The organism is Sulfuriflexus mobilis (genome assembly GCF_003967195.1).
Classification (GTDB): Bacteria; Pseudomonadota; Gammaproteobacteria; order AKS1; family AKS1; genus Sulfuriflexus; species Sulfuriflexus mobilis.
The window spans coordinates 1,627,633-1,645,448 of the sequence record NZ_AP018725.1 but is presented as its reverse complement, the minus strand read 5'-3'; the positions used below and the strand labels follow the sequence as shown (position 1 = coordinate 1,645,448).

The window sequence follows — 17,816 nt, the reverse complement described above, 5'->3', positions numbered from 1 at the left end:
TAACAAAATACAAAGCAGGGGAATGCGTTATGTTGCTGGAAATACCCAAGGTCCTGAATACCCGGGAACTCGACGCCGTCAAAGGTGCATTGGAGAAGGCGCCGTTTATCGATGGCAAGCTCTCCGCCGGTATGGCCGCACAACGCGTTAAACACAACGAAGAGGTCGATGTCCGTGCCCAGGACGTTCAGCAACTGAATAACCTGGTGATGACCCGCCTCGTGCAGCACCCGACCTACCGTGCCGCCGCCTTGCCGATGAAGGTAGCTTCGCCGTACTACGCCCGTTACGGTAAGGGCATGTCTTATGGGGATCACGTCGATGACCCGATCATGCAGGCCGACACCCCATACCGTTCCGATATCTCCATCACGGTATTCTTAAACGACAAATCCGATTACGTAGGTGGTGAACTCGTTATCAATACCCAGTACGGTGCGCACGAGGTCAAACTCGCAGCCGGTGATGCCGTCATTTATCCCTCATCCAGCGTCCACCACGTCAATGAAGTCACCAGCGGCACACGTCTGGTGGCTGTTACCTGGCTGCAAAGCCTGGTGCGTGAACCGGCCCGGCGTGAACTGCTCTATGATATGTACCTCGTCAAAGAGCAGTTGTTAAAGGATGCGCCAGATGATGAAAATACCAAGCGTTTGGATCGAAGTTATGTAAATCTTATTCGTATGTGGGGTGATGTATAAGGGTGACGGGCCCTCCTTACATCGTCAGGCCATAGATTATGGAAATACTCTGGTTTAAATTTCTTTTTCTACTAATTATCTTTGCCGCCGGGCTATTTGCGGGCATAGCGCCCACACGAATGCGTGCTTCCCGGCAAGGAGTGCGTCAGCTAACCTGGGGCAATGCCTTTGCCGGTGGTATCTTCCTTGGTGCGGGTCTTCTGCACATGTTGCCGGATGCGGAGGGGAACTTCAAAACGTTTGCCGGAGACGTCGATTTCCCCTTTCCCGCTCTGATTTGTGGGGTGGGCTTTCTCCTTGTGCTGTTGCTGGAGAAAGCGGCATTGGGTGATGGTGAGAATGTGGGGACAATGTCCAAAGGGCGGCCGGTTTATCCCTTTCTGTTGTGTTTCATCCTTTCGATTCATTCAATCATCGCAGGAACATCACTGGGACTGGAAGCCACACTGGTGTCAGCCATAGCCATATTCATTGCGATCATTGCACACAAGGGCGCAGCTGCCTTCGCGCTTGGCGTCAGTCTGAAAGAAAGTGATTTTCCCACCTTCCGACATGTTGTCATCATTGGCTTCTTTGCAGCCATGACGCCTCTGGGAGTGGTTATCGGCACGGCGTTCTCGACAACATTATCAAGCAATGCGAATGCCGCATTCGAGGCCGTTTTTGATGGTTTGGCCGCAGGCACGTTTCTTTATGTCGCGGTTGTCGACATCATCAAGGATGTCTTCGAGAAAGCCGATGACCGTTGGGTCAAGGCTCTTCTCATCACGGGTGGATTCGGCCTAATGGCCCTGATCGCGATCTGGGTGTAGCCGCACGGACAGAAACCTGCCTGGTTCCCGCCGGTCCCTGGGTGTGGTCTTACAGGGAGGGGTGAAAAACACCGCTATCGACTCAGCTGATATACTGCCTGGTCAATAAGTAAAGTCGATGATTTCAATCGAAAAAATTCATTAGTGCAGTGAACCAGAGCGGACTACAGTTGTCGAATTATTAGCAGGATTAGAGGTTTAAATAGGTGTTCTCATGAAGCTATCTAATTGTTTTTTATTGGTAATTATTGGGCTTGGCATAACGCCGGCGTCATTTGCCGAGCCGGTCAAGGTGATTGGCTGGATAGAGCACGTCAGACTGCAATCAAGTAATATGCTGATGAAGGCCAAAATTGATACAGGTGCTGACAATTCCTCTCTTCATGCTACCAACATTACAATGTATGAAAAAGACAACACCAGGATGGTGAGGTTTTCCATTGAGAATAAAGAGGGCGAGACCGCCGATTTTGATATGCCGCTCATACGCATCGCGAACATCAAACGTAAAGGTGCTGAGCCATTAAAACGCCCGGTTGTGAGTATGGACTTGTGCATTGGCAATACACTACAGACAGCGCATGTAAACCTGGCTAACCGTGAAAACTTCCAGTATAGAATGCTGATTGGGCGCTCCTTCCTGAAGGAACATTTTTTGGTAAATTCCAATAAACAGTATTCCTCTGAGCCAGCCTGTGGGGGTGATACGGTTGCACAAAGTGAACCTTCATAAGTTATATACCCCACTGTAGTAGCCATTTGCCGATCTCCAGACGTGTGTCCTCACGTGCGGCAAAATGGCGGGGTAAGGGGAGCGGGTGGTTTATGTCTAATCACCCGGTGCCAATACCGCATCTTTATTAATCGGCTAACAGGCTAAGCTGAACCCGTAGCCCGCCCAGTGTGGGGGAACGGTCGAATTGCAGCGTGCCGTGGTAGAGTTCGACGATCTCCTTGACGATGGCTAGCCCCAGACCGTGTCCGGGGAGTGATTCATCAATACGTTGCCCTCGCTGGGTAAGCGTTGCCAATTCTTTATCGGAAACACCGCTGCCATCGTCTTCGACAACAATATGTATCTCACGAGTCTGCTCAATAGCGCAGCGCACACGTCCCTTGGACCACTTGGCAGCGTTATCGAGCAGGTTGCCGAACAATTCCAGCAGGTCATGACGGTCAATATTGTTGAGGTTTTCTGGCGGGTAATGGCAGTCAAACTCAATAGTCTTGTCGTGATAAATACGTTGCAGAACCGCAATCAGGGCCGGCAGTTCTTCCGCTGGATTAAAGCGCTGGCCGGCACTGCCTGAACCGGCCAGCCTTGCCCGTACCAGTTCATGCTCGATCAGATGTTGCAGGCTTGCGGTATGCTGATGCAGTTCCTGTTTCAATGTGGCTGGCGTATCACTATCATCGGCCAGTTGGTTAAGCAGATTCAGTGGCCCCTTGAGGGCGTGGGCGAGATTGCCAAGGGAGTTACGTGATCGGTCAAGACGACGACCCATTACCATTAACAGACGGTTGACCTCGATCACCAGTGGTTTTATCTCCTGGGGAACCACTTCAGTCAGTTTGTCGATTTCACCCCGTTCCAGCTGTTTGATCTCCTTGCCCAATTGCCGCAAAGGGCTGAAGGAGCGACGCACAATACGACGCTGGATAAATAAAACCAGGAATAAAAAAATCACGGTGAGTGCCAGCAGCAGCAGGGCATTTTGCAATAATCGTTGTTGAAGCCGTGAGATATCCTCGGCTACCATGATAGTGATACTTTGTTTATCTTTACGATAGCCACCAGCCCAGAGTAGTAGCGGTTGTTCGGCAGGGCCGATGATGCGACGCACTCGACGTTCTCCCGGACGGAGCCTTTCGCTGGTTAGCTCAACATCCCAGAGTGAACGTGAACGCAGGGTCTCACCCGCATCGAGAAGGATGAGGAAGTAGTGACCGGAGAGGGGTTGACGGTATATTGCCGAGAGCCGCCCCTCGGTCAGGGTGGCCTTACCCTTTGCATCGAACTGCAGACTGGCCAGTATCCCTTCACCATCATGTTCCAGACGGGAGACAATGAGTTCATCCACCAGGCGTTGACTCTGATCGTAGATCAGCCCGCCAATTAACCCCATTAACAGCACAAGGCTCAGGCCCAGTCCGATATGGAGTCGTTGTGTCAGTGAGTTCACTGTGCACTGCTACCAAAAATATAACCCTGGCCGCGTCGGGTTACGATTAGCGATTTGCCGATCTTCTGCCGAAGTCGCTTGATATAGGCCTCAATCACATTGCTGTCACGGTCGGCATCCCCTTCATAGACATGTTCAGTCAGTCGGGATTTGCCAAGAAGTTTGCCTGGGTTGATCATCATGTAGCGCAGCAGGCGGAACTCGGTACCGGTTAGCTCGACCGCTTCACCATCGGCGAGGATTACGCGTTGATGTTCCTCATCGAGGGTCAAGCCGGCAACAGTAAGTTGCGGTCCATTACGTTCCTGCAAGCGGCGTAGCAGGGCATCGAGGCGGGCCAGTAACTCCTCACGATGGAAGGGTTTGCCTACATAGTCATCGGCACCTGCCTTGAGGCCATCGACCCGCTCATGCCATGCATCACGAGAGGTGAGTATGATCACCGGCAGCTGCATGCCGGCCTTGCGCCAGTTCTGCAATACCTCCAGCCCGGGTCGGCCCGGCAGACCCAGATCAAGGATTGCCACATCATAGGGCTCTTCTTCACCCTGAAACTGCCCATCGATACCATTATCGACAAGATCAACAGCAAAACCGGCACGGCGTAAATCCTGTCGCAGGCGAGGGCCGAGGATCGGGTCGTCTTCGACGAGCAGCAGACGCATCAATCCGCCTCTTCGCCGAGAGGATGGCCATCTTTTGCATCGAACAGGAGTTTCCGCACAAGGCCTCGTTCATCGACGAATTCCAATTCGTAAACCAGGCGCCCGCGTTTGTGTTCCAACTCGGCTTCCAACAGACGCAACTTGCCCGGTTCATTGCTGAGGACCTGTTGCAGCAGCAGTTCCAGGCTGATGATCTCACCGCTCTTAACCAGTTCACGGGCACGTTCATGGTCCTCATCGGCCCAGGCATTCAGGCCGATGAGGAGGCTAAGGAGCAAGCATGTTTGCAGTAGACGTTTCATGGCGTTAGTGTCTAATCGTCCCAGCGACCCACACCGGGAATTTTGACCTCATGTTCGTTAAACGAGCCACTTTCGGCGCGGGTATGGCAGGCTGCACAGTTGCTGAGGCTGCCCACCATCTTATTGCCCTGAATATAACCCGCCGGTATCTCGTGATGTTTTCGCTTGAAGTATACTGTATCAGTGATACGTAACGGTACATCCTCTTGTTTTAGTGAGCCGCTGATACGTTTGGAGCGCTTAAAATCACTTTTGTCAGCGGCATTACTAACCAAAAAGTCGAGGATTTTGCCTTGATCCTCAGCCGTGAGTTCGGCGTTATCACCGAAGTGATTCTCCAGTCCACCCATGAGCTTGCGCCAGGAGCGCTCCGGTAGCCAGCCCGGCTGATAGGCGAAGTGGCAACTGCCACACTCAGCCTGGTAGGCTGAGTTTTTTACCGAGGCGACATCCAGCCGTGATTGGCTCAACCAGGTATCTTTCTCTTCGCGGTCATTATCACCATAAACCGTTACTGACAGCAGTAGACCGGTGCCGGCGGTAACGACAGCCAGGGCTAAAAGTTTTCGGTATATATTCATCATTTGTACTCCCGTTACTGGTTTTGGATATAAAGGAGAAAGTCTCCTTTCTCCTGGGGGCTGCATTCGCGGCCGATTGTCCATTTACAATTGCGCGTAAACCACTTCTCAATCCTTTTGCTATTGGTCAGGCGTTCAGCGTTGACACTAGGCGCGAGTGGCTTGATAGGCTTCAAGGTTTTACTGTGTTGTCCACTAGCAGTCAGATTGTTGGTGTGGCAGGTCTTGCAGCTCCTCTCTGTCGGCGCGCTGTTACTACGATATGTCTCTCCCCACATGCGTTGGCCGGCCTCAGCCTGAAAGGGACCGGCCCCGGCAGCACGATACGTATCCAGTAATGTGTCAACGGTAGTGCCTGCACTTGCCGTCTGTGCAAGCAGGAGGGTTGTGGTGATAACCATTGTGCTAATTACTTTCATCATAACTCCTTCATAATTCATGTAGGTCTATACAGCCTGCTTCTTGCCGCTGAACATGGCGCGAATCAGGTTTTCACCATGCTGTATGCCGGCAATAATGACTCCTACTACATGCAGGACGACCAGCAGCAGGGTGACATTGGCGAAAAACTCATGGAGCTCCTCAAACGCTTCAGCAACATACTCTGGGGTATTAGTGAAGAGTCCGGCCAGTGGCCCGGCCATTTCTTCGCTGCCATAGACCGACAGACCGGTTATCACCGTCAGTAGCAGACTCAGCAAAAGCGCCACGACCATGGCGCCACCGGCCGGGTTATGGCCGATATAGCGCTTTGGCCGGAGGCTGACGACATCCTTTAAATAGGCAAAGGTCTCACGTGGTGGCCGCACAAAATCGCTGAAACGCGCATGGCGGCTGCCAATAAACCCCCACAACAGGCGAAAGACGACCAGCGCCGCTACCGTATAGCCGGCGAAGGTATGAATATCCAGCCACTCATCCTCAGTCAGGTAGGCGATAAAGAAGGCACTTGCCAGTGTCCAGTGAAAGAGACGTACCGGCAGGTCCCAGACCTTGATTTGATTCGAATTGTTCATATCCGTACTCCGTAGTCTATGCGTGCACTTTACGGGGCGAGACTGAAATGAAGCTGAAAATTCGGACGTGGGGACAGCAGCCCAATATTATGGGCTCTTGTGGGATTATCGACGACAAGACCCATTGAAGATTGTATTAATCAGTAAATTACTCGCTCAGATTGCCTCAGTGCTTACTTTAAACACGACGGAATAAATCAAAAGACAGTGTATATCCGTCCAAAACCATATTATCTGGCTGAATTTGCTGGTAATTAAGTGTTGATGGTTCGAGGTGTGTGGGCAGGAATTCGTTAGAAAACCGTATTGACCTTATTGTTTACAGGTTCCCTGTTGTTTCTCAGTGGCATTGTAAGCGCTGCTGAAGATATCTCTAAGGCCGTTCATGACCTGGTAGCCATACTGCAGGGATGGGGCAATAACCCGGTATTAATTGCGGCAGTCAAGGCGCAAAACAGTAAGGGTGTAAGCCTGCCATGAGGAGGGTCGGCAACCGCTTGTGGTTTGTGTGGGGTAAAAACTTATGAATATGCTTAACAACGTTTCATTTCGTTACAAGATCATGATCGCCTATGGCGATTCTAGCGGTTGTGCTGATTGTTATGGCAATGAAAGCACTACAGACATTGGTGGCTGAGCGCAGCATGATCTTTGTCGATGTGGAAACAGATAATTTCAAAAAATTGCTAAAAAGCCATGACGAAAATGTCCGGCAGGCAAATGAGCGTATCGGTAAGTTTATGGACATCGCTATAAAGACCGGTTTGGCCGACAGCGAACAAAATTCAGGTGACAAAGCCATAGCAGGGGATGTGGCGGGCCAAGAAAGTGGGGGATGATTTAACGATCCGCAATCATCAATCTGGTTTAACTCATTGTCTCAGACTTTTTATACCACTCCTGCGCCTTGCCGGTGTCTTTCTCGACGCCAAGCCCCTGTTCATACATCAGACCCAGCGTCATGGCTGATCCGGCCAGGCCCTGCTCGGCAGCCTTGGTGAACCACTTGACGGCCTCGGCCTCGTCCTTGTCGACGCACTCGCCGTGCATGTACATGAAGCCCAGACCGTGCTGGGCCATGGCATAGCCCTGGTCAGCGGCTTTTTTCATCCAGAACAGGGCTTGCTTGTCGTCTTTTACCAGACCGAGGCCATTCTGGTACATGATGGCCATACGGTGTTGGGCCTCGACGTTGCCGTCCTCTGCATAACGATAGAGAAACTGTTTGGCACGGGTAAACTCTTTGGCCTCAAAGGCCGCCATACCACTGGCCAGGTCCATATCGAGATTGCTGGTATCAGACATCGGCTACTCCAAGCAGAATTCATAGTAAGAGGGTCGGCTATTGTGCCAGAGGTGGGTGGCCTCGGCTAGCCGGATTTTCGTCATTTCCTTGCGAGTTATGCGTGTTTTACAGTCCATGCATTCGTCTGCGGCTTTGTTATAATTCGGCGGCATTTTAACCGGAGTACTTCATGATTCTCACTGCCTATATTAACGATATCGCCTATGAACTCGATGTGCCACAGGATATGCTCGATGAGGGAGAGAGTTTTTTCAGCAAGCTCGATGCGGATATGGAGCAGGGCTGGCAGATGAGTCGTGAGTTCGTCGAGAGCCCGACACGGGTGGAGCGCGCCAAGATCGTCGCCGACCGGATTCTCGATGCCATGAGCGAAGGCAACCGTACCCTGGCCCTGTTGTGCGGGGCTTATCTGCTCGACCGTATGCCGGGAATTGGCGCCGTCTATATCGACACCACGGGCGACATGCTGGAAACGAGCTTTGTCCCGGCCGCTCAGCACCAGGCAAAACCACTGATGAGCGAAGCCGAGGCACGTAGCACGGCCGAGAGTGAGATCAGCAATGTTTATAAAGTTGGGCGTGTCTACCGTTACTCGGTGCGCAACCCGTTTACAGGCACATGGGAAGAGGCGCCGGCGGTAAAGACCGAGGAAGAGGCAACACAATTACACGACGAGGCGATGAACAAACGCCTGCGTGAGTTGATGGGCCGACGGATATCTCTCGACGATTAAGTCAGGCGATTTATAGTCGATACTGTCGCTAGGCCGCTGGTCCGAGTTGTTCGCGGTAGCGTTCCACTATCTGTTGTGCGGCTTGTTGTACGTCGTTCGCAGCGAGCAAGCCTAATAATTCCTGTGTTTCATCTTGCCAGCGTGCCGCGGCCTGTTGTGTGATGGTTTGCAGAGGGGCCAGTTGCCCGGTTTTCTGCCACTGCTCGTAGGCCGCCAGTAATTCCGGAAATAAGAGCTTTCTCAGGCCAGTGAAGTTACCGAAGTAAAAATGCAGGCCAGGGGTATTTTCATTCTCAAGTAACCAGGGCAGCGTTGTCAGGCTGTCGGCCTGGTGATCACGTACCGCGCGCAACAGGTGTTCGGCACGGCCGCCAGCGATACGATTCAGACCGTCCTTCCATTTCTGCCCGAGCAGTCGTTCCGCCGCCGCTTCACCGAGTTCATGTTGCAAGACTACTTCAGTTTCGTTTGCGGTCATGGCATCGAGCAAGGCCTCAAGCTGTTCAGGGCGAATGGCCTGCTCGGTAATGTCGACATCATAACAACGCGCCGAGGCGATAATGGGTGAGGCCTCAAGTTTGCGCCAACGGTTTTCCTCGATTTTTTCCCAGATAAAGCGTCTTAGTGACTCCTGGCGAATAAAGATTTTCTGTTCACGCAACATGGCGGGAGGCGCGACCATGTCACGTGCCACCTCGTTGGCGGCAATATAGACATCAATATCATCGATACGACGATACTCCGCCAGTTTGCCGAGAAAGAAATGCGGTTTACCGAACAGCCCCTGGCCACTGCTATAGATGTAGCCCTGTTCAAGCAGGCCCTGGTTGAGGGTGTTTTCATCAAAGGGCTCAATATCCTGCCGTTCACAGCAATGCAAGGCCGCGTATTCCTGTTCGTCAAGATCGTCCCATGCCCGTTCCCGGGCGGTGAGCCACGGGCCCACCTCATCCTTGGCGATCTGCTGGGACAGCGGGATCGCCTGCTCCCAGCGGTAGTATTCACGCATCTTCAGCAGGAAGGTGCATATGGAATAATTGCCGGCATAGCGGGCATCGGAAATATGGCAATTGTGCTGAATACGCTGGCGCAGGGTATCGACATCGAACATTGCTGGAATTCCTCCTCTCTACAGTCTAGCAGCCCAGGCGGGAGAGCTCACCCTTAAAATTAGGCCTATAATTCAGGTGGAAATAGCCCCGCAGGCTTTGCCGAATGGCCGTGATCCCGGTAGTATTTCGTCCCTGAGCCCGATTTACAGGAAAAAGCTTGTGGCCGTACGTCTAAAAACCAAGTGGCACCGTTCCAAGCGCAGCCAGCGCAATATGGAGGGCTCGAAGCGCGAAAAGACCATGACTGATCTCGCCGGTGTGATTGCGTTCAATATCTGGAAGCTGGCCAAGGAAATCTACACCAACATGGAAAAGGAAGAGTTCCTCCTCGGTTCAGACAAGGCGGTGATCGACATCCTCACTGAGATCATTGCCTTTATGATCCAGGTCGCTGACCGCATGGTGTATGGCAAGCTCAGTGAAGAAGAGCGTCGCGAGTTTATCACCGTGATGGCAAAGCAGCTGGCCGACATGATCAACAGCAATATGAATGACCTGATCGGTGAGGGTGAGTACGGACAGGCCTTTATCGATACGCTGAATAGCCGTTTTGGTGAATATGCCGAGTGCGTATTCGTGAATGATGAACCGGGTTTTGATTTCCGTCGTCTGCTCGGCAAGCATGTCTCTGACATCATGGCTGGCACCGATAATCGTTGGGTGGTGGAACACGTCATGGATGTCGAGGTGCCGAATGCCCTGAAAAAACTACAGCGCCTGATCACGGACGTGATGGGATTACGTAAGCGAACGGTAAAACAGCCCGATGCGGAATGATGATTTGTACAGGTATGTACTTATGCCGTGAAGGCCATGGTGACCTGACCTATTGAAGATAGGTAGGGTATCCATAAAGAATCCTTGAAAAGGGTTCTATGGTGTAAACCCGAAGGGGTTCGATGAGACAGGACGGGAACGGCTTGATGATTGATTACTTACAATCGGTCATTGGATCCTAAACAAAAAAAGCCCCGCAATGCGGGGCTTTTTTTGCTTACGTTACTTGTAGCCGGGCGATTAACGTTCGCCGGCAAAGGCACTCAGCAGGTGTAACAGACTGAGGAACAGGTTGTAGATGCTGACATACAAGGTCACGGTTGCCATGATGTAATTGGTTTCGCCACCATGAATGAGCTCGCTGGTCTGGTACAGGATCATGCCGCCCATGAGCAGGATGAACATGGCCGATACAGCCAGTGACAGGCCGGGCAGGTTGAGGAACACGCTGGCGATACCGGCAAGGAAGGCCACCAGCACGCCGATCATCAAAAAGCCGCCGATGAAGCTGAAGTCCTTACGGGTAGTCAGGGCGTAACCGGACAGGCCGAGGAAAATGGCGCCGGTGCCACCGAGTGACATCATCACCAGCTGGTTGCCATTGGAGAAGGTATGCAGGTAGGCGCTGATAATCGGTCCCAGGGTCAGGCCCATGAAGCCGGTCAGGGCGAATACCGAGACGAGGCCCCAGGCGCTGTTGCGCGTGTAGTTGGTCAGAAACAGCAGGCCGAAGTAGCCAACGAGGGTAATCAGCATGCCCGGGTGCGGCAGGTTGAACTGCATGGCCACACCGGCCATGAGTGCGCTGAACAGCAAGGTCATGGAAAGCAGGGTGTAGGTGTTACGAATGACCTTGTTCGTTGCCAGAATGGCCTCTGGTGAGCGAGTCAAAGTACGTTCATTCATGTGCATGATGTTTCCTCAATTGCTTATTGTGTATAAATTTCGACCACAATGGTCGGGAAATTATCCCCAGCATACCGGCAAGGGCAGAAATTACAAGCCACTGTTAAGTTAAATGGGGTGTAAAAAACTGCCTTTCAAGGGTGATTCAACGCACCCGAGTAGTGTAGAATATGGCCCGCTGGAGAGGTGGCTGAGTGGTCGAAAGCTCTGGTCTTGAAAACCAGCGTACCTTTACCGGTACCGTGGGTTCGAATCCCACCCTCTCCGCCATATTTATACAGTGGCACGGAATTTCGGTCATTTTGCCTGTGATCCACCCGGTAGGCAGGCTGAATTCGAGAGGGTGGTTAGAGACTACGCTTCGCGTAGGCTAAAAGGCTTCCCGCCAGCCCGTTTGAGCACAGCTCAACAGGCGTTCGGCGGCGCGCAAAGCGATGCTTTGCAAACGCTGGCCTCACCCCTCTCCGCCATATTTATACAGTGGCACGGAATTTCGGTCATTTTGCCTGTGATCCATCCGGTGGGCAGGCTGAATTCGAGAGGGTGGTTAGGGACTACGCCTCGCGTAGGCTAAAAGGCTTCCCGCCAGCCCATTGAGCATAGCTCAACAGGCGTTCGGCGGCACGCAAAGCGATGCTTTGCAAACGCTGGTCTCACCCCTCTCCGCCATATTTATAACAGTGGCACGGAATTTCGGTCATATTGCCTGTGATCCACCCGGTGGGCAGGCTGGATTCGAGAGGGTGATGAGAAATACGCTCCGCGTATCGCCAGAAAGCTTCCCGCCAGCACCCATTAAGCACAACTCAATAGACCTAAAAACGGCTCCCAAGGGGGCATTATTTATTTAGTAACCCGGAAACTATGTACCCAGAGGGAGTATTGATGTACTACGTCGCAGAAAGTCCTGTTCATGGCCATGGCTTGTTTGCCGCCAGAGCCATTAAAGAAGGGGAGATTCTCGGAACCCTGGAAGGGCGGCCGACCACGGTGGATGGCCCGCATGTCCTCTGGATATCAGCACGGCGAGGCTTTGAGGTCAGCTGCGAACTCCGTTACATTAATCACAGTAAGGCCCCTAATGCGATTTATTATGACGACCTCACCGTCGTCGCCCTCCGTGACATCGCGCCGGATGAGGAGATCGTGCACGACTATGGAGACGATTGGGGCTGATTCGTACCGTTCTAACCCCTGGTCTATTACGGCTAGCCCTGGCTGTAGTTTTATAGCCCTATTTGTTGTACGAATAATCGTACTTTTCCCTACATTTTTACGCCAACATCATATATCCTTTGTCGAAAATAAGGATGGCCACAAAGGTCACATAGGGAGAATGAGGCGTGATAATCAAGGTGTTATTGGTGGATGACCATGAGCTCGTCCGGACCGGGATTCGGCGCTTACTGGAAGACTTCGAAGATATCAGCATTATCGCTGAGGCAGAAAACGGTGAGCAGGCCATTGGACTGGTTCGCCAGCAAAAGCCTGATGTGATCCTCATGGATGTGAATATGCCGGGGATCGGTGGCCTCGAGGCCACTCGCAAGTTGCTGCAAATTCATGACGATATGAAGATTATTGTCGTCACCATTCACGTCGATGAGCCCTTTCCCACACGCTTGCTTAAAGCCGGTGCCGCAGGTTATTTAACCAAGGGCTGTGCGGTCGATGAGATTGTCGAGGCCATCAGGACCGTTCACAAGGGTAAACGTTTTATTGGTTCGGATGTGGCCCAGCAACTGGCCATGAGCATGTTGCCCGGTAATGATAAATCTCCCTTTGAGAGCTTGTCGCAGCGTGAACTGCAGGTCATGTTGATGGTGACACAGGGACAAAAGATCCAGGAGATCGCCGAAAAGCTGTGCCTGAGTCCAAAGACGGTCAGTACTTATCGTTATCGTTTATTCGATAAGCTCGGCGTGAAAAGCGATGTTGAACTGACACACCTGGCCATGCGGCATGGCATGATTGATGACAGTAGCGCCGCCGTGGATGCCTGATTAAGGTCAGCGCTTACAGGCTTTCTTCCAGGCACCCATTTCGACTCCTGCCGCGTGGGGGTGTAGGATACTGCAAGGAAACAACACAGGGAGTGGGGCGCCAGACTAACGGCGGCGCCCGTTCAAACGCATGAATGCACCAAGGGTTCGCGCACCGGAGTTGCCGGATACGCTACAGTGGTTTAATACCGACGGTCAACCGATCAAACTCGCCGATTTACGCGGCAAGGTCGTGTTGCTCGACTTCTGGACGTACTGCTGCGTGAATTGCATGCACATCCTCCCTGACCTGGCCTGGTTGGAGCGCCGTTACCCGGATACCCTGACCGTCATTGGTGTGCATACCCCGAAGTTTCCCAATGAACGTATCGGCGAGAACGTGCAAAAGGCCGTGAACCGCCATTATATTCGCCACCCGGTGGCGCATGATGCGAGTTTTTCCGTCTGGCAACAATACGGCATCAAGGCCTGGCCTACGGTTATCTATATTGACCCTGAAGGTTATATTGTTGGTGCGCTGCGCGGTGAGGGGCGTCGCAAGCAACTCGATCAGATGATCGCCAAGAGTATCAAGGAGGCTGAAGAGAAGGGCACACTGCGCCGTTCAGCAACCGACGTTAAACTCTGGCCAGAGCCACAACTGGAACTGAAATTTCCCGGCAAGGTGCTGGCCACCAGTGAACGTCTGTTCATTAGCGACAGTGGGCACAACCGTGTGCTCGAGTGCATGCCCAACGGCCGCATTGTGCGTATTTACGGCTCCGGTGCGCCGGGTCAACTCGATGGCATGGAAGTCGATGCGGCCTTTGATAATCCACAAGGCCTGGCCTGCATTAATAATAATTTGTACATCGCCGATACCGGCAATCACCTGATTCGCAAAATCGATCTGGTTACCCACGAGGTCACTACCATTGCCGGTTCGGGAAAGATAGGCCGAGTCAAGAGCTTTGAGGTGTTTGTTGACCCACTCAAGGTGCCCCTGAATAGTCCCTGGGATCTCACGTATCACAATGGTGCCCTGTATATTGCCATGGCCGGTGCACATCAGATCTGGTTACTTGACCTGGCCAAAAGCACCCTCCAGCTGTATGCCGGTAGCGGTGCGGAAAGTATCGAGAATGGCAATGTCGAGACGGCCACCTTTGCCCAGCCGTCGGGATTGGCGATTGGCGAAGACCTGGAAAGCATGTTGTTTATTGCCGATGCGGAGTCTTCGGCGATCCGCACAATCCGTCTGCGTGATAACTACGTGAACACCGTGGTCGGCAAGGGGCTGTTTGATTTTGGCGAAAAGGACGGCAAGGGCAGCGAGGCCCTCATGCAACACCCGATGGGGGTGGCATTTGACCCGAAGCGTAAGGCCCTGTGGGTGGCCGACAGCTTTAATCACCACATTCGTCATATCAAGGTCAGTAACAATACGGTCTCAAGCCTGAAGCTCGCGCACCCGCTGGCGGAACCTGGCGGCCTGAGTCTGCACGGTGATACGCTCTGGATTGCCAATACCAATGCGCACAATATCGTGAAAATCGATATCAATAGCGGTGATATGCAACAAGTTGAGATTTTTTCCGTCGAAAACGATTAAAATGGCGGCATGAAATCCTCGAATAATGCTTTTGACCTGAATTGTGCCCGTTGCCCACGCCTCAGCAATTTTCTTGCCGATGTCAGAAAGGAATACCCTGACTACCATGCCCGCCCCGTTGAGCCCTTCGGTATTAAAAAGCCAGCCCTGCTGATTGTTGGTCTGGCACCGGGTATGCATGGTGCGAATGCCAGTGGCCGTCCGTTTACCGGTGACTTTGCCGGTATCCTGCTCTATGCAACACTCTACAAGTTTGGTTTTAGCAATAAGCCTGAATCGATATCCCGTGATGATGGGTTGAAGCTGAAAAATTGTCGCATCACTAACGCCGTAAAGTGCCTGCCCCCACAAAACAAGCCGACTACCGACGAGATCAATACCTGCAATGACTTGTTAAAGGAAGAACTCGACGCTTTACCAAAGACCCGGGTCATCCTCGTGCTGGGCCTGATTGCGCACAAGGCAGTGTTGCGTGCCAGTGGTGTAAAGATCAAGGACTATCCCTTTGCACACAATGCCTGTGCGCAACTACCTGACGGCCGCTGGCTGCTCAGTTCCTATCATTGCAGCAAGTACAACACCTCGACCAAACGTCTCACAGAGAAAATGTTTCATGAGGTGTTTAAAAAGGCGCGTAAACATATCGATGCCTGATGCTAACGGCTTACCGTGACCGAGCAGCCCTTTGACAAAAAGAGCTTCCTTGCCAGCCTGACCGAGCGGCCGGGTGTGTATCGCATGCACGCCGAGGACGATACAATTTTGTATGTCGGCAAGGCGCGTAATCTGAAAAAACGTGTCAGTAGTTATTTCCGTAACAGTGGTTTGGCGCCAAAGACCCAGGCGCTGATGCAGCAGATGCGGACTATCACGGTGACCGTTACACATACCGAGAGTGAGGCCCTGATCCTGGAAAACAACCTGATCAAGGAATTCCGCCCACGCTACAACATCCTCTTGCGCGATGATAAAAGTTATCCCTACATCTGCTTGTCCACGGAGCAGGATTTTCCGCGACTGGGGTTTCACCGCGGTGGTCGGCGAGGCAAGGGGAGATATTTTGGTCCTTACCCGAGCGCGGGGGCCGTGCGCGAAACCCTGAGTCTGTTACAAAAGCTGTTTCCGATTCGTCAGTGCGAAGACAGTTTTTACCGCAACCGTTCGCGTCCTTGTCTGCAATACCAGATCAAGCGCTGTTCGGCGCCCTGCGTAGGTTTTATCGACAAGGCCGATTATGCCGAAGACGTGCGCAACACCATCCTCTTCCTCGAGGGGCGTGATGATGCGGTCATAGACAGCCTGGTCCAGCGTATGGAGACCGCGGCCGGCCATCTCGACTATGAGCGCGCGGCCACCTATCGTGATCAGATTGCGCGCCTGCGCAGCTTGTCGGAAAAACAGTATGTCAGCAGTGAGGGGGGCGACCTGGATATCATCGCCTGCAGCAGCGCCAGTGGCAGCAGTTGTGTGCAGGTCTTTACCGTGCGCGGCGGGCATCACCTGGGTAATCGGGCCTATTTCCCGAAACACATCGCCGGTAGTGAAGATGCCGAGATCCTGGCGGCCTTTATTACCCAGTATTACCTCGGCGAGGGACAGGGGGGCGGGGCACGTCGCCCGATCCCGAGTCAGATCCTTGTCAACCATGCCATTGATGACAGTGACTGGCTGCAGGGGGTACTGACGGAACAGGCCGGTCATAAGGTCAGCATCCACGCCCGGGTGCGTGGTGAACGTGCACGCTGGCTGGAAATGGCGACTGACAATGCTCACCATGCCCTGCAACAGCAGTTGAGTTCGAAAAGCAGTCTCACGGCGCGTTTTGAGGCCTTGCAGGATGCCCTGGGCCTGGAGGCCGTGCCGCAGCGTATGGAGTGTTTTGATATCAGCCACACCATGGGCGAGGCTACCGTGGCCTCCTGTGTCGTCTTTGACAGTGAGGGGCCTAACAAGTCGAATTACCGTCGTTATAACATCGAGGGTATCACCCCCGGGGATGACTATGCCGCCATGCGCCAGGCACTGCTGCGCCGATATAGCAAGGTCAAGGAGGGCGAGGGGGCCATGCCCGACGTCCTCTTTATTGATGGTGGCAAGGGCCAGCTCAGACAGGCCGGAGAGGTGTTGCAGGAACTGCAAATAGGCGGGATCACGGTGGTGGGCATCGCCAAGGGGCCGGAGCGCAAACCGGGGGAGGAAGACCTGTTCTTGTTAGGACATAAGACGCCCTTTATACTGCCCGCAGATTCCAAGGCCTTGCACCTGATCCAGCAGATCCGCGACGAGGCACACCGTTTTGCCATCACCGGTCATCGCCAGCGCCGCGCCAAGGCACGGCAGCGTTCCGTGCTTGAGGATATTAAGGGACTGGGGCCCAAACGGCGTCAGCGTCTGTTAAAGCAATTTGGCGGCCTGCAGGGCGTGAATCGGGCCGGCAAGGAAGACCTGGCACGTGTTGAGGGTATCAGTCTGGCCCTGGCGGAACGTATTTACGATGTATTACACGGCGATAGTCATTAAATGAACCTGAATATACCGAATATCCTGACCCTGACCCGCATCGCGGCGATCCCGGTCTTTGTGCTGGTCTTTTACCTGCCATTTTCCTGGGCGAATATGGCCACGGCCGCCATTTTTGCCTTCGCCGGCTTTACCGACTGGCTGGATGGTTATCTGGCCCGAAAACTCAACCAGACCTCCCGTTTCGGGGCCTTCCTTGACCCGGTCGCTGACAAGCTCATGGTCGCTGTGGCCCTGATCCTGCTCGTCGCCGCCGATCCGGGGCCCTGGCTGGCGATCCCGGCGGCAATTATCATTGGCCGTGAGATCGCCATCTCGGCCCTGCGCGAATGGATGGCCCAAATCGGCGAACGTGCCCAGGTCGCGGTCAGCTATATCGGCAAAATCAAGACCACGGCGCAGATGCTGGCCCTGTTTTTACTGTTATACAGAGAGCCCCTGAGTGAACTGCCGGTATACGAGGTGGGGCTGGTACTCTTGTATGTAGCCGCCGCACTGACGCTGTGGTCGATGATTATCTATTTGCGTGCCGCCTGGCCGCTACTCAATGGTGATAACACCAAAGAAAATAACGAATAATCGCCTCTGGGTGCTTGACTCCTAGCCCA

At 53.2% G+C, this 17,816-nt stretch carries 21 protein-coding genes and 1 tRNA gene; 13 read left to right on the top strand and 9 right to left on the bottom strand.

Translation table 11 applies throughout. The features are described from left to right. Positions 1-29: 29 nt before the first annotated feature. The 3 genes from EL386_RS08130 (at position 30) to EL386_RS08120 (ending at position 2,246) form a co-directional block, all read left to right on the top strand. Positions 30-701 (top strand): Fe2+-dependent dioxygenase, encoded by a 672-nt coding sequence (locus EL386_RS08130; protein WP_126455142.1) that lies wholly within the window; start codon positions 30-32, stop codon positions 699-701. A gap of 38 nt (positions 702-739) precedes the next feature. Next, positions 740-1,513, top strand: a complete 774-nt coding sequence (locus EL386_RS08125; protein WP_126455140.1) for a ZIP family metal transporter — start codon at positions 740-742, stop codon at positions 1,511-1,513. Positions 1,514-1,727: 214 nt separating this feature from the next. Further along, complete coding sequence (locus EL386_RS08120; protein ID WP_126455138.1) at positions 1,728-2,246, top strand: ATP-dependent zinc protease family protein; 519 nt, start codon at positions 1,728-1,730, stop codon at positions 2,244-2,246. A 127-nt stretch (positions 2,247-2,373) separates the two neighbouring features. On the opposite strand, the gene EL386_RS08115 is transcribed toward EL386_RS08120, so the two are convergent. Genes EL386_RS08115 through EL386_RS08090 form a run of 6 tightly spaced genes read right to left on the bottom strand, consistent with a single transcriptional unit; the run spans position 2,374 to position 6,260 of the window. Further along, positions 2,374-3,696 carry a sensor histidine kinase gene (locus EL386_RS08115; RefSeq protein WP_126455136.1) on the bottom strand — a complete coding sequence of 441 codons (1,323 nt, stop codon included), beginning with the start codon at positions 3,694-3,696 and terminating at the stop codon, positions 2,374-2,376. Continuing rightward, the gene (locus EL386_RS08110; RefSeq protein WP_126455134.1) at positions 3,693-4,361 is read right to left on the bottom strand and encodes a response regulator transcription factor; all 669 of its coding nucleotides are present in this window, start codon (positions 4,359-4,361) and stop codon (positions 3,693-3,695) included. The genes EL386_RS08115 and EL386_RS08110 overlap by 4 nt, the downstream gene beginning before the upstream one ends. Further along, positions 4,361-4,663, bottom strand: a complete 303-nt coding sequence (locus tag EL386_RS08105) for a PepSY domain-containing protein (RefSeq protein WP_126455132.1) — start codon at positions 4,661-4,663, stop codon at positions 4,361-4,363. The genes EL386_RS08110 and EL386_RS08105 overlap by 1 nt, the downstream gene beginning before the upstream one ends. Before the next feature lie 11 nt (positions 4,664-4,674). Then, entirely contained in the window at positions 4,675-5,247 is a 573-nt protein-coding gene (locus EL386_RS08100; RefSeq protein WP_172597667.1) for a diheme cytochrome c, read from the bottom strand. An 11-nt stretch (positions 5,248-5,258) separates the two neighbouring features. Then, complete coding sequence (locus tag EL386_RS15905) at positions 5,259-5,645, bottom strand: DUF1924 domain-containing protein (protein WP_126457286.1); 387 nt, start codon at positions 5,643-5,645, stop codon at positions 5,259-5,261. Positions 5,646-5,690: 45 nt separating this feature from the next. Continuing rightward, positions 5,691-6,260: a cytochrome b/b6 domain-containing protein gene (locus tag EL386_RS08090; RefSeq protein WP_126455128.1), complete on the bottom strand. Its 570-nt coding sequence runs from the start codon at positions 6,258-6,260 to the stop codon at positions 5,691-5,693. A 572-nt stretch (positions 6,261-6,832) separates the two neighbouring features. On the opposite strand from EL386_RS08090, the gene EL386_RS08085 reads away from it, so the two are divergent. Further along, positions 6,833-7,099 carry a hypothetical protein gene (locus EL386_RS08085; protein ID WP_126455126.1) on the top strand — a complete coding sequence of 89 codons (267 nt, stop codon included), beginning with the start codon at positions 6,833-6,835 and terminating at the stop codon, positions 7,097-7,099. A gap of 28 nt (positions 7,100-7,127) precedes the next feature. On the opposite strand, the gene EL386_RS08080 is transcribed toward EL386_RS08085, so the two are convergent. Next, positions 7,128-7,565, bottom strand: coding sequence for a tetratricopeptide repeat protein (locus EL386_RS08080; protein ID WP_126455124.1), 438 nt, complete (start codon positions 7,563-7,565; stop codon positions 7,128-7,130). Positions 7,566-7,735: 170 nt separating this feature from the next. Between EL386_RS08080 and EL386_RS08075 the strand changes: the two genes are divergently transcribed. Then, on the top strand, positions 7,736-8,299 hold the full coding sequence (locus tag EL386_RS08075; RefSeq protein WP_126455122.1) for a hypothetical protein: 564 nt from the start codon (positions 7,736-7,738) through the stop codon (positions 8,297-8,299). Positions 8,300-8,327: 28 nt separating this feature from the next. On the opposite strand, the gene EL386_RS08070 is transcribed toward EL386_RS08075, so the two are convergent. Beyond that, complete coding sequence (locus EL386_RS08070; RefSeq protein WP_126455120.1) at positions 8,328-9,410, bottom strand: Sfum_1244 family protein; 1,083 nt, start codon at positions 9,408-9,410, stop codon at positions 8,328-8,330. 160 nt (positions 9,411-9,570) lie between these two features. Here EL386_RS08070 and EL386_RS08065 point away from each other — a divergent pair, with 160 nt between their 5' ends. Next, entirely contained in the window at positions 9,571-10,188 is a 618-nt protein-coding gene (locus tag EL386_RS08065; RefSeq protein WP_126455118.1) for a hypothetical protein, read from the top strand. 240 nt (positions 10,189-10,428) lie between these two features. Here EL386_RS08065 and EL386_RS08060 read toward each other — a convergent pair whose 3' ends face one another. Beyond that, a complete protein-coding gene (locus tag EL386_RS08060) occupies positions 10,429-11,100 on the bottom strand; it encodes a Bax inhibitor-1/YccA family protein (RefSeq protein WP_172597666.1) in 672 nt (223 codons plus the stop codon). A gap of 174 nt (positions 11,101-11,274) precedes the next feature. Between EL386_RS08060 and EL386_RS08055 the strand changes: the two genes are divergently transcribed. The 7 genes from EL386_RS08055 to pgsA all read left to right on the top strand — a co-directional run bounded on the left by EL386_RS08055 (position 11,275) and on the right by pgsA (position 17,787). Continuing rightward, positions 11,275-11,364: transfer RNA gene (locus tag EL386_RS08055), tRNA-Ser, on the top strand. Positions 11,365-11,979: 615 nt separating this feature from the next. Beyond that, complete coding sequence (locus tag EL386_RS08050; RefSeq protein ID WP_232020176.1) at positions 11,980-12,270, top strand: SET domain-containing protein; 291 nt, start codon at positions 11,980-11,982, stop codon at positions 12,268-12,270. Positions 12,271-12,437: 167 nt separating this feature from the next. After that, the gene (gene uvrY, locus EL386_RS08045; protein ID WP_476756002.1) at positions 12,438-13,097 is read left to right on the top strand and encodes a UvrY/SirA/GacA family response regulator transcription factor; all 660 of its coding nucleotides are present in this window, start codon (positions 12,438-12,440) and stop codon (positions 13,095-13,097) included. Between the two features lie 130 nt (positions 13,098-13,227). Next, positions 13,228-14,688: a thioredoxin-like domain-containing protein gene (locus tag EL386_RS08040; RefSeq protein ID WP_126455112.1), complete on the top strand. Its 1,461-nt coding sequence runs from the start codon at positions 13,228-13,230 to the stop codon at positions 14,686-14,688. A 9-nt stretch (positions 14,689-14,697) separates the two neighbouring features. Beyond that, the gene (locus EL386_RS08035; protein ID WP_126455110.1) at positions 14,698-15,342 is read left to right on the top strand and encodes a uracil-DNA glycosylase; all 645 of its coding nucleotides are present in this window, start codon (positions 14,698-14,700) and stop codon (positions 15,340-15,342) included. Positions 15,343-15,357: 15 nt separating this feature from the next. Beyond that, positions 15,358-17,208 (top strand): excinuclease ABC subunit UvrC, encoded by a 1,851-nt coding sequence (uvrC, locus tag EL386_RS08030; RefSeq protein WP_126455108.1) that lies wholly within the window; start codon positions 15,358-15,360, stop codon positions 17,206-17,208. Beyond that, a complete protein-coding gene (gene pgsA, locus EL386_RS08025; protein WP_126455106.1) occupies positions 17,209-17,787 on the top strand; it encodes a CDP-diacylglycerol--glycerol-3-phosphate 3-phosphatidyltransferase in 579 nt (192 codons plus the stop codon). Positions 17,788-17,816 lie beyond the last annotated feature (29 nt).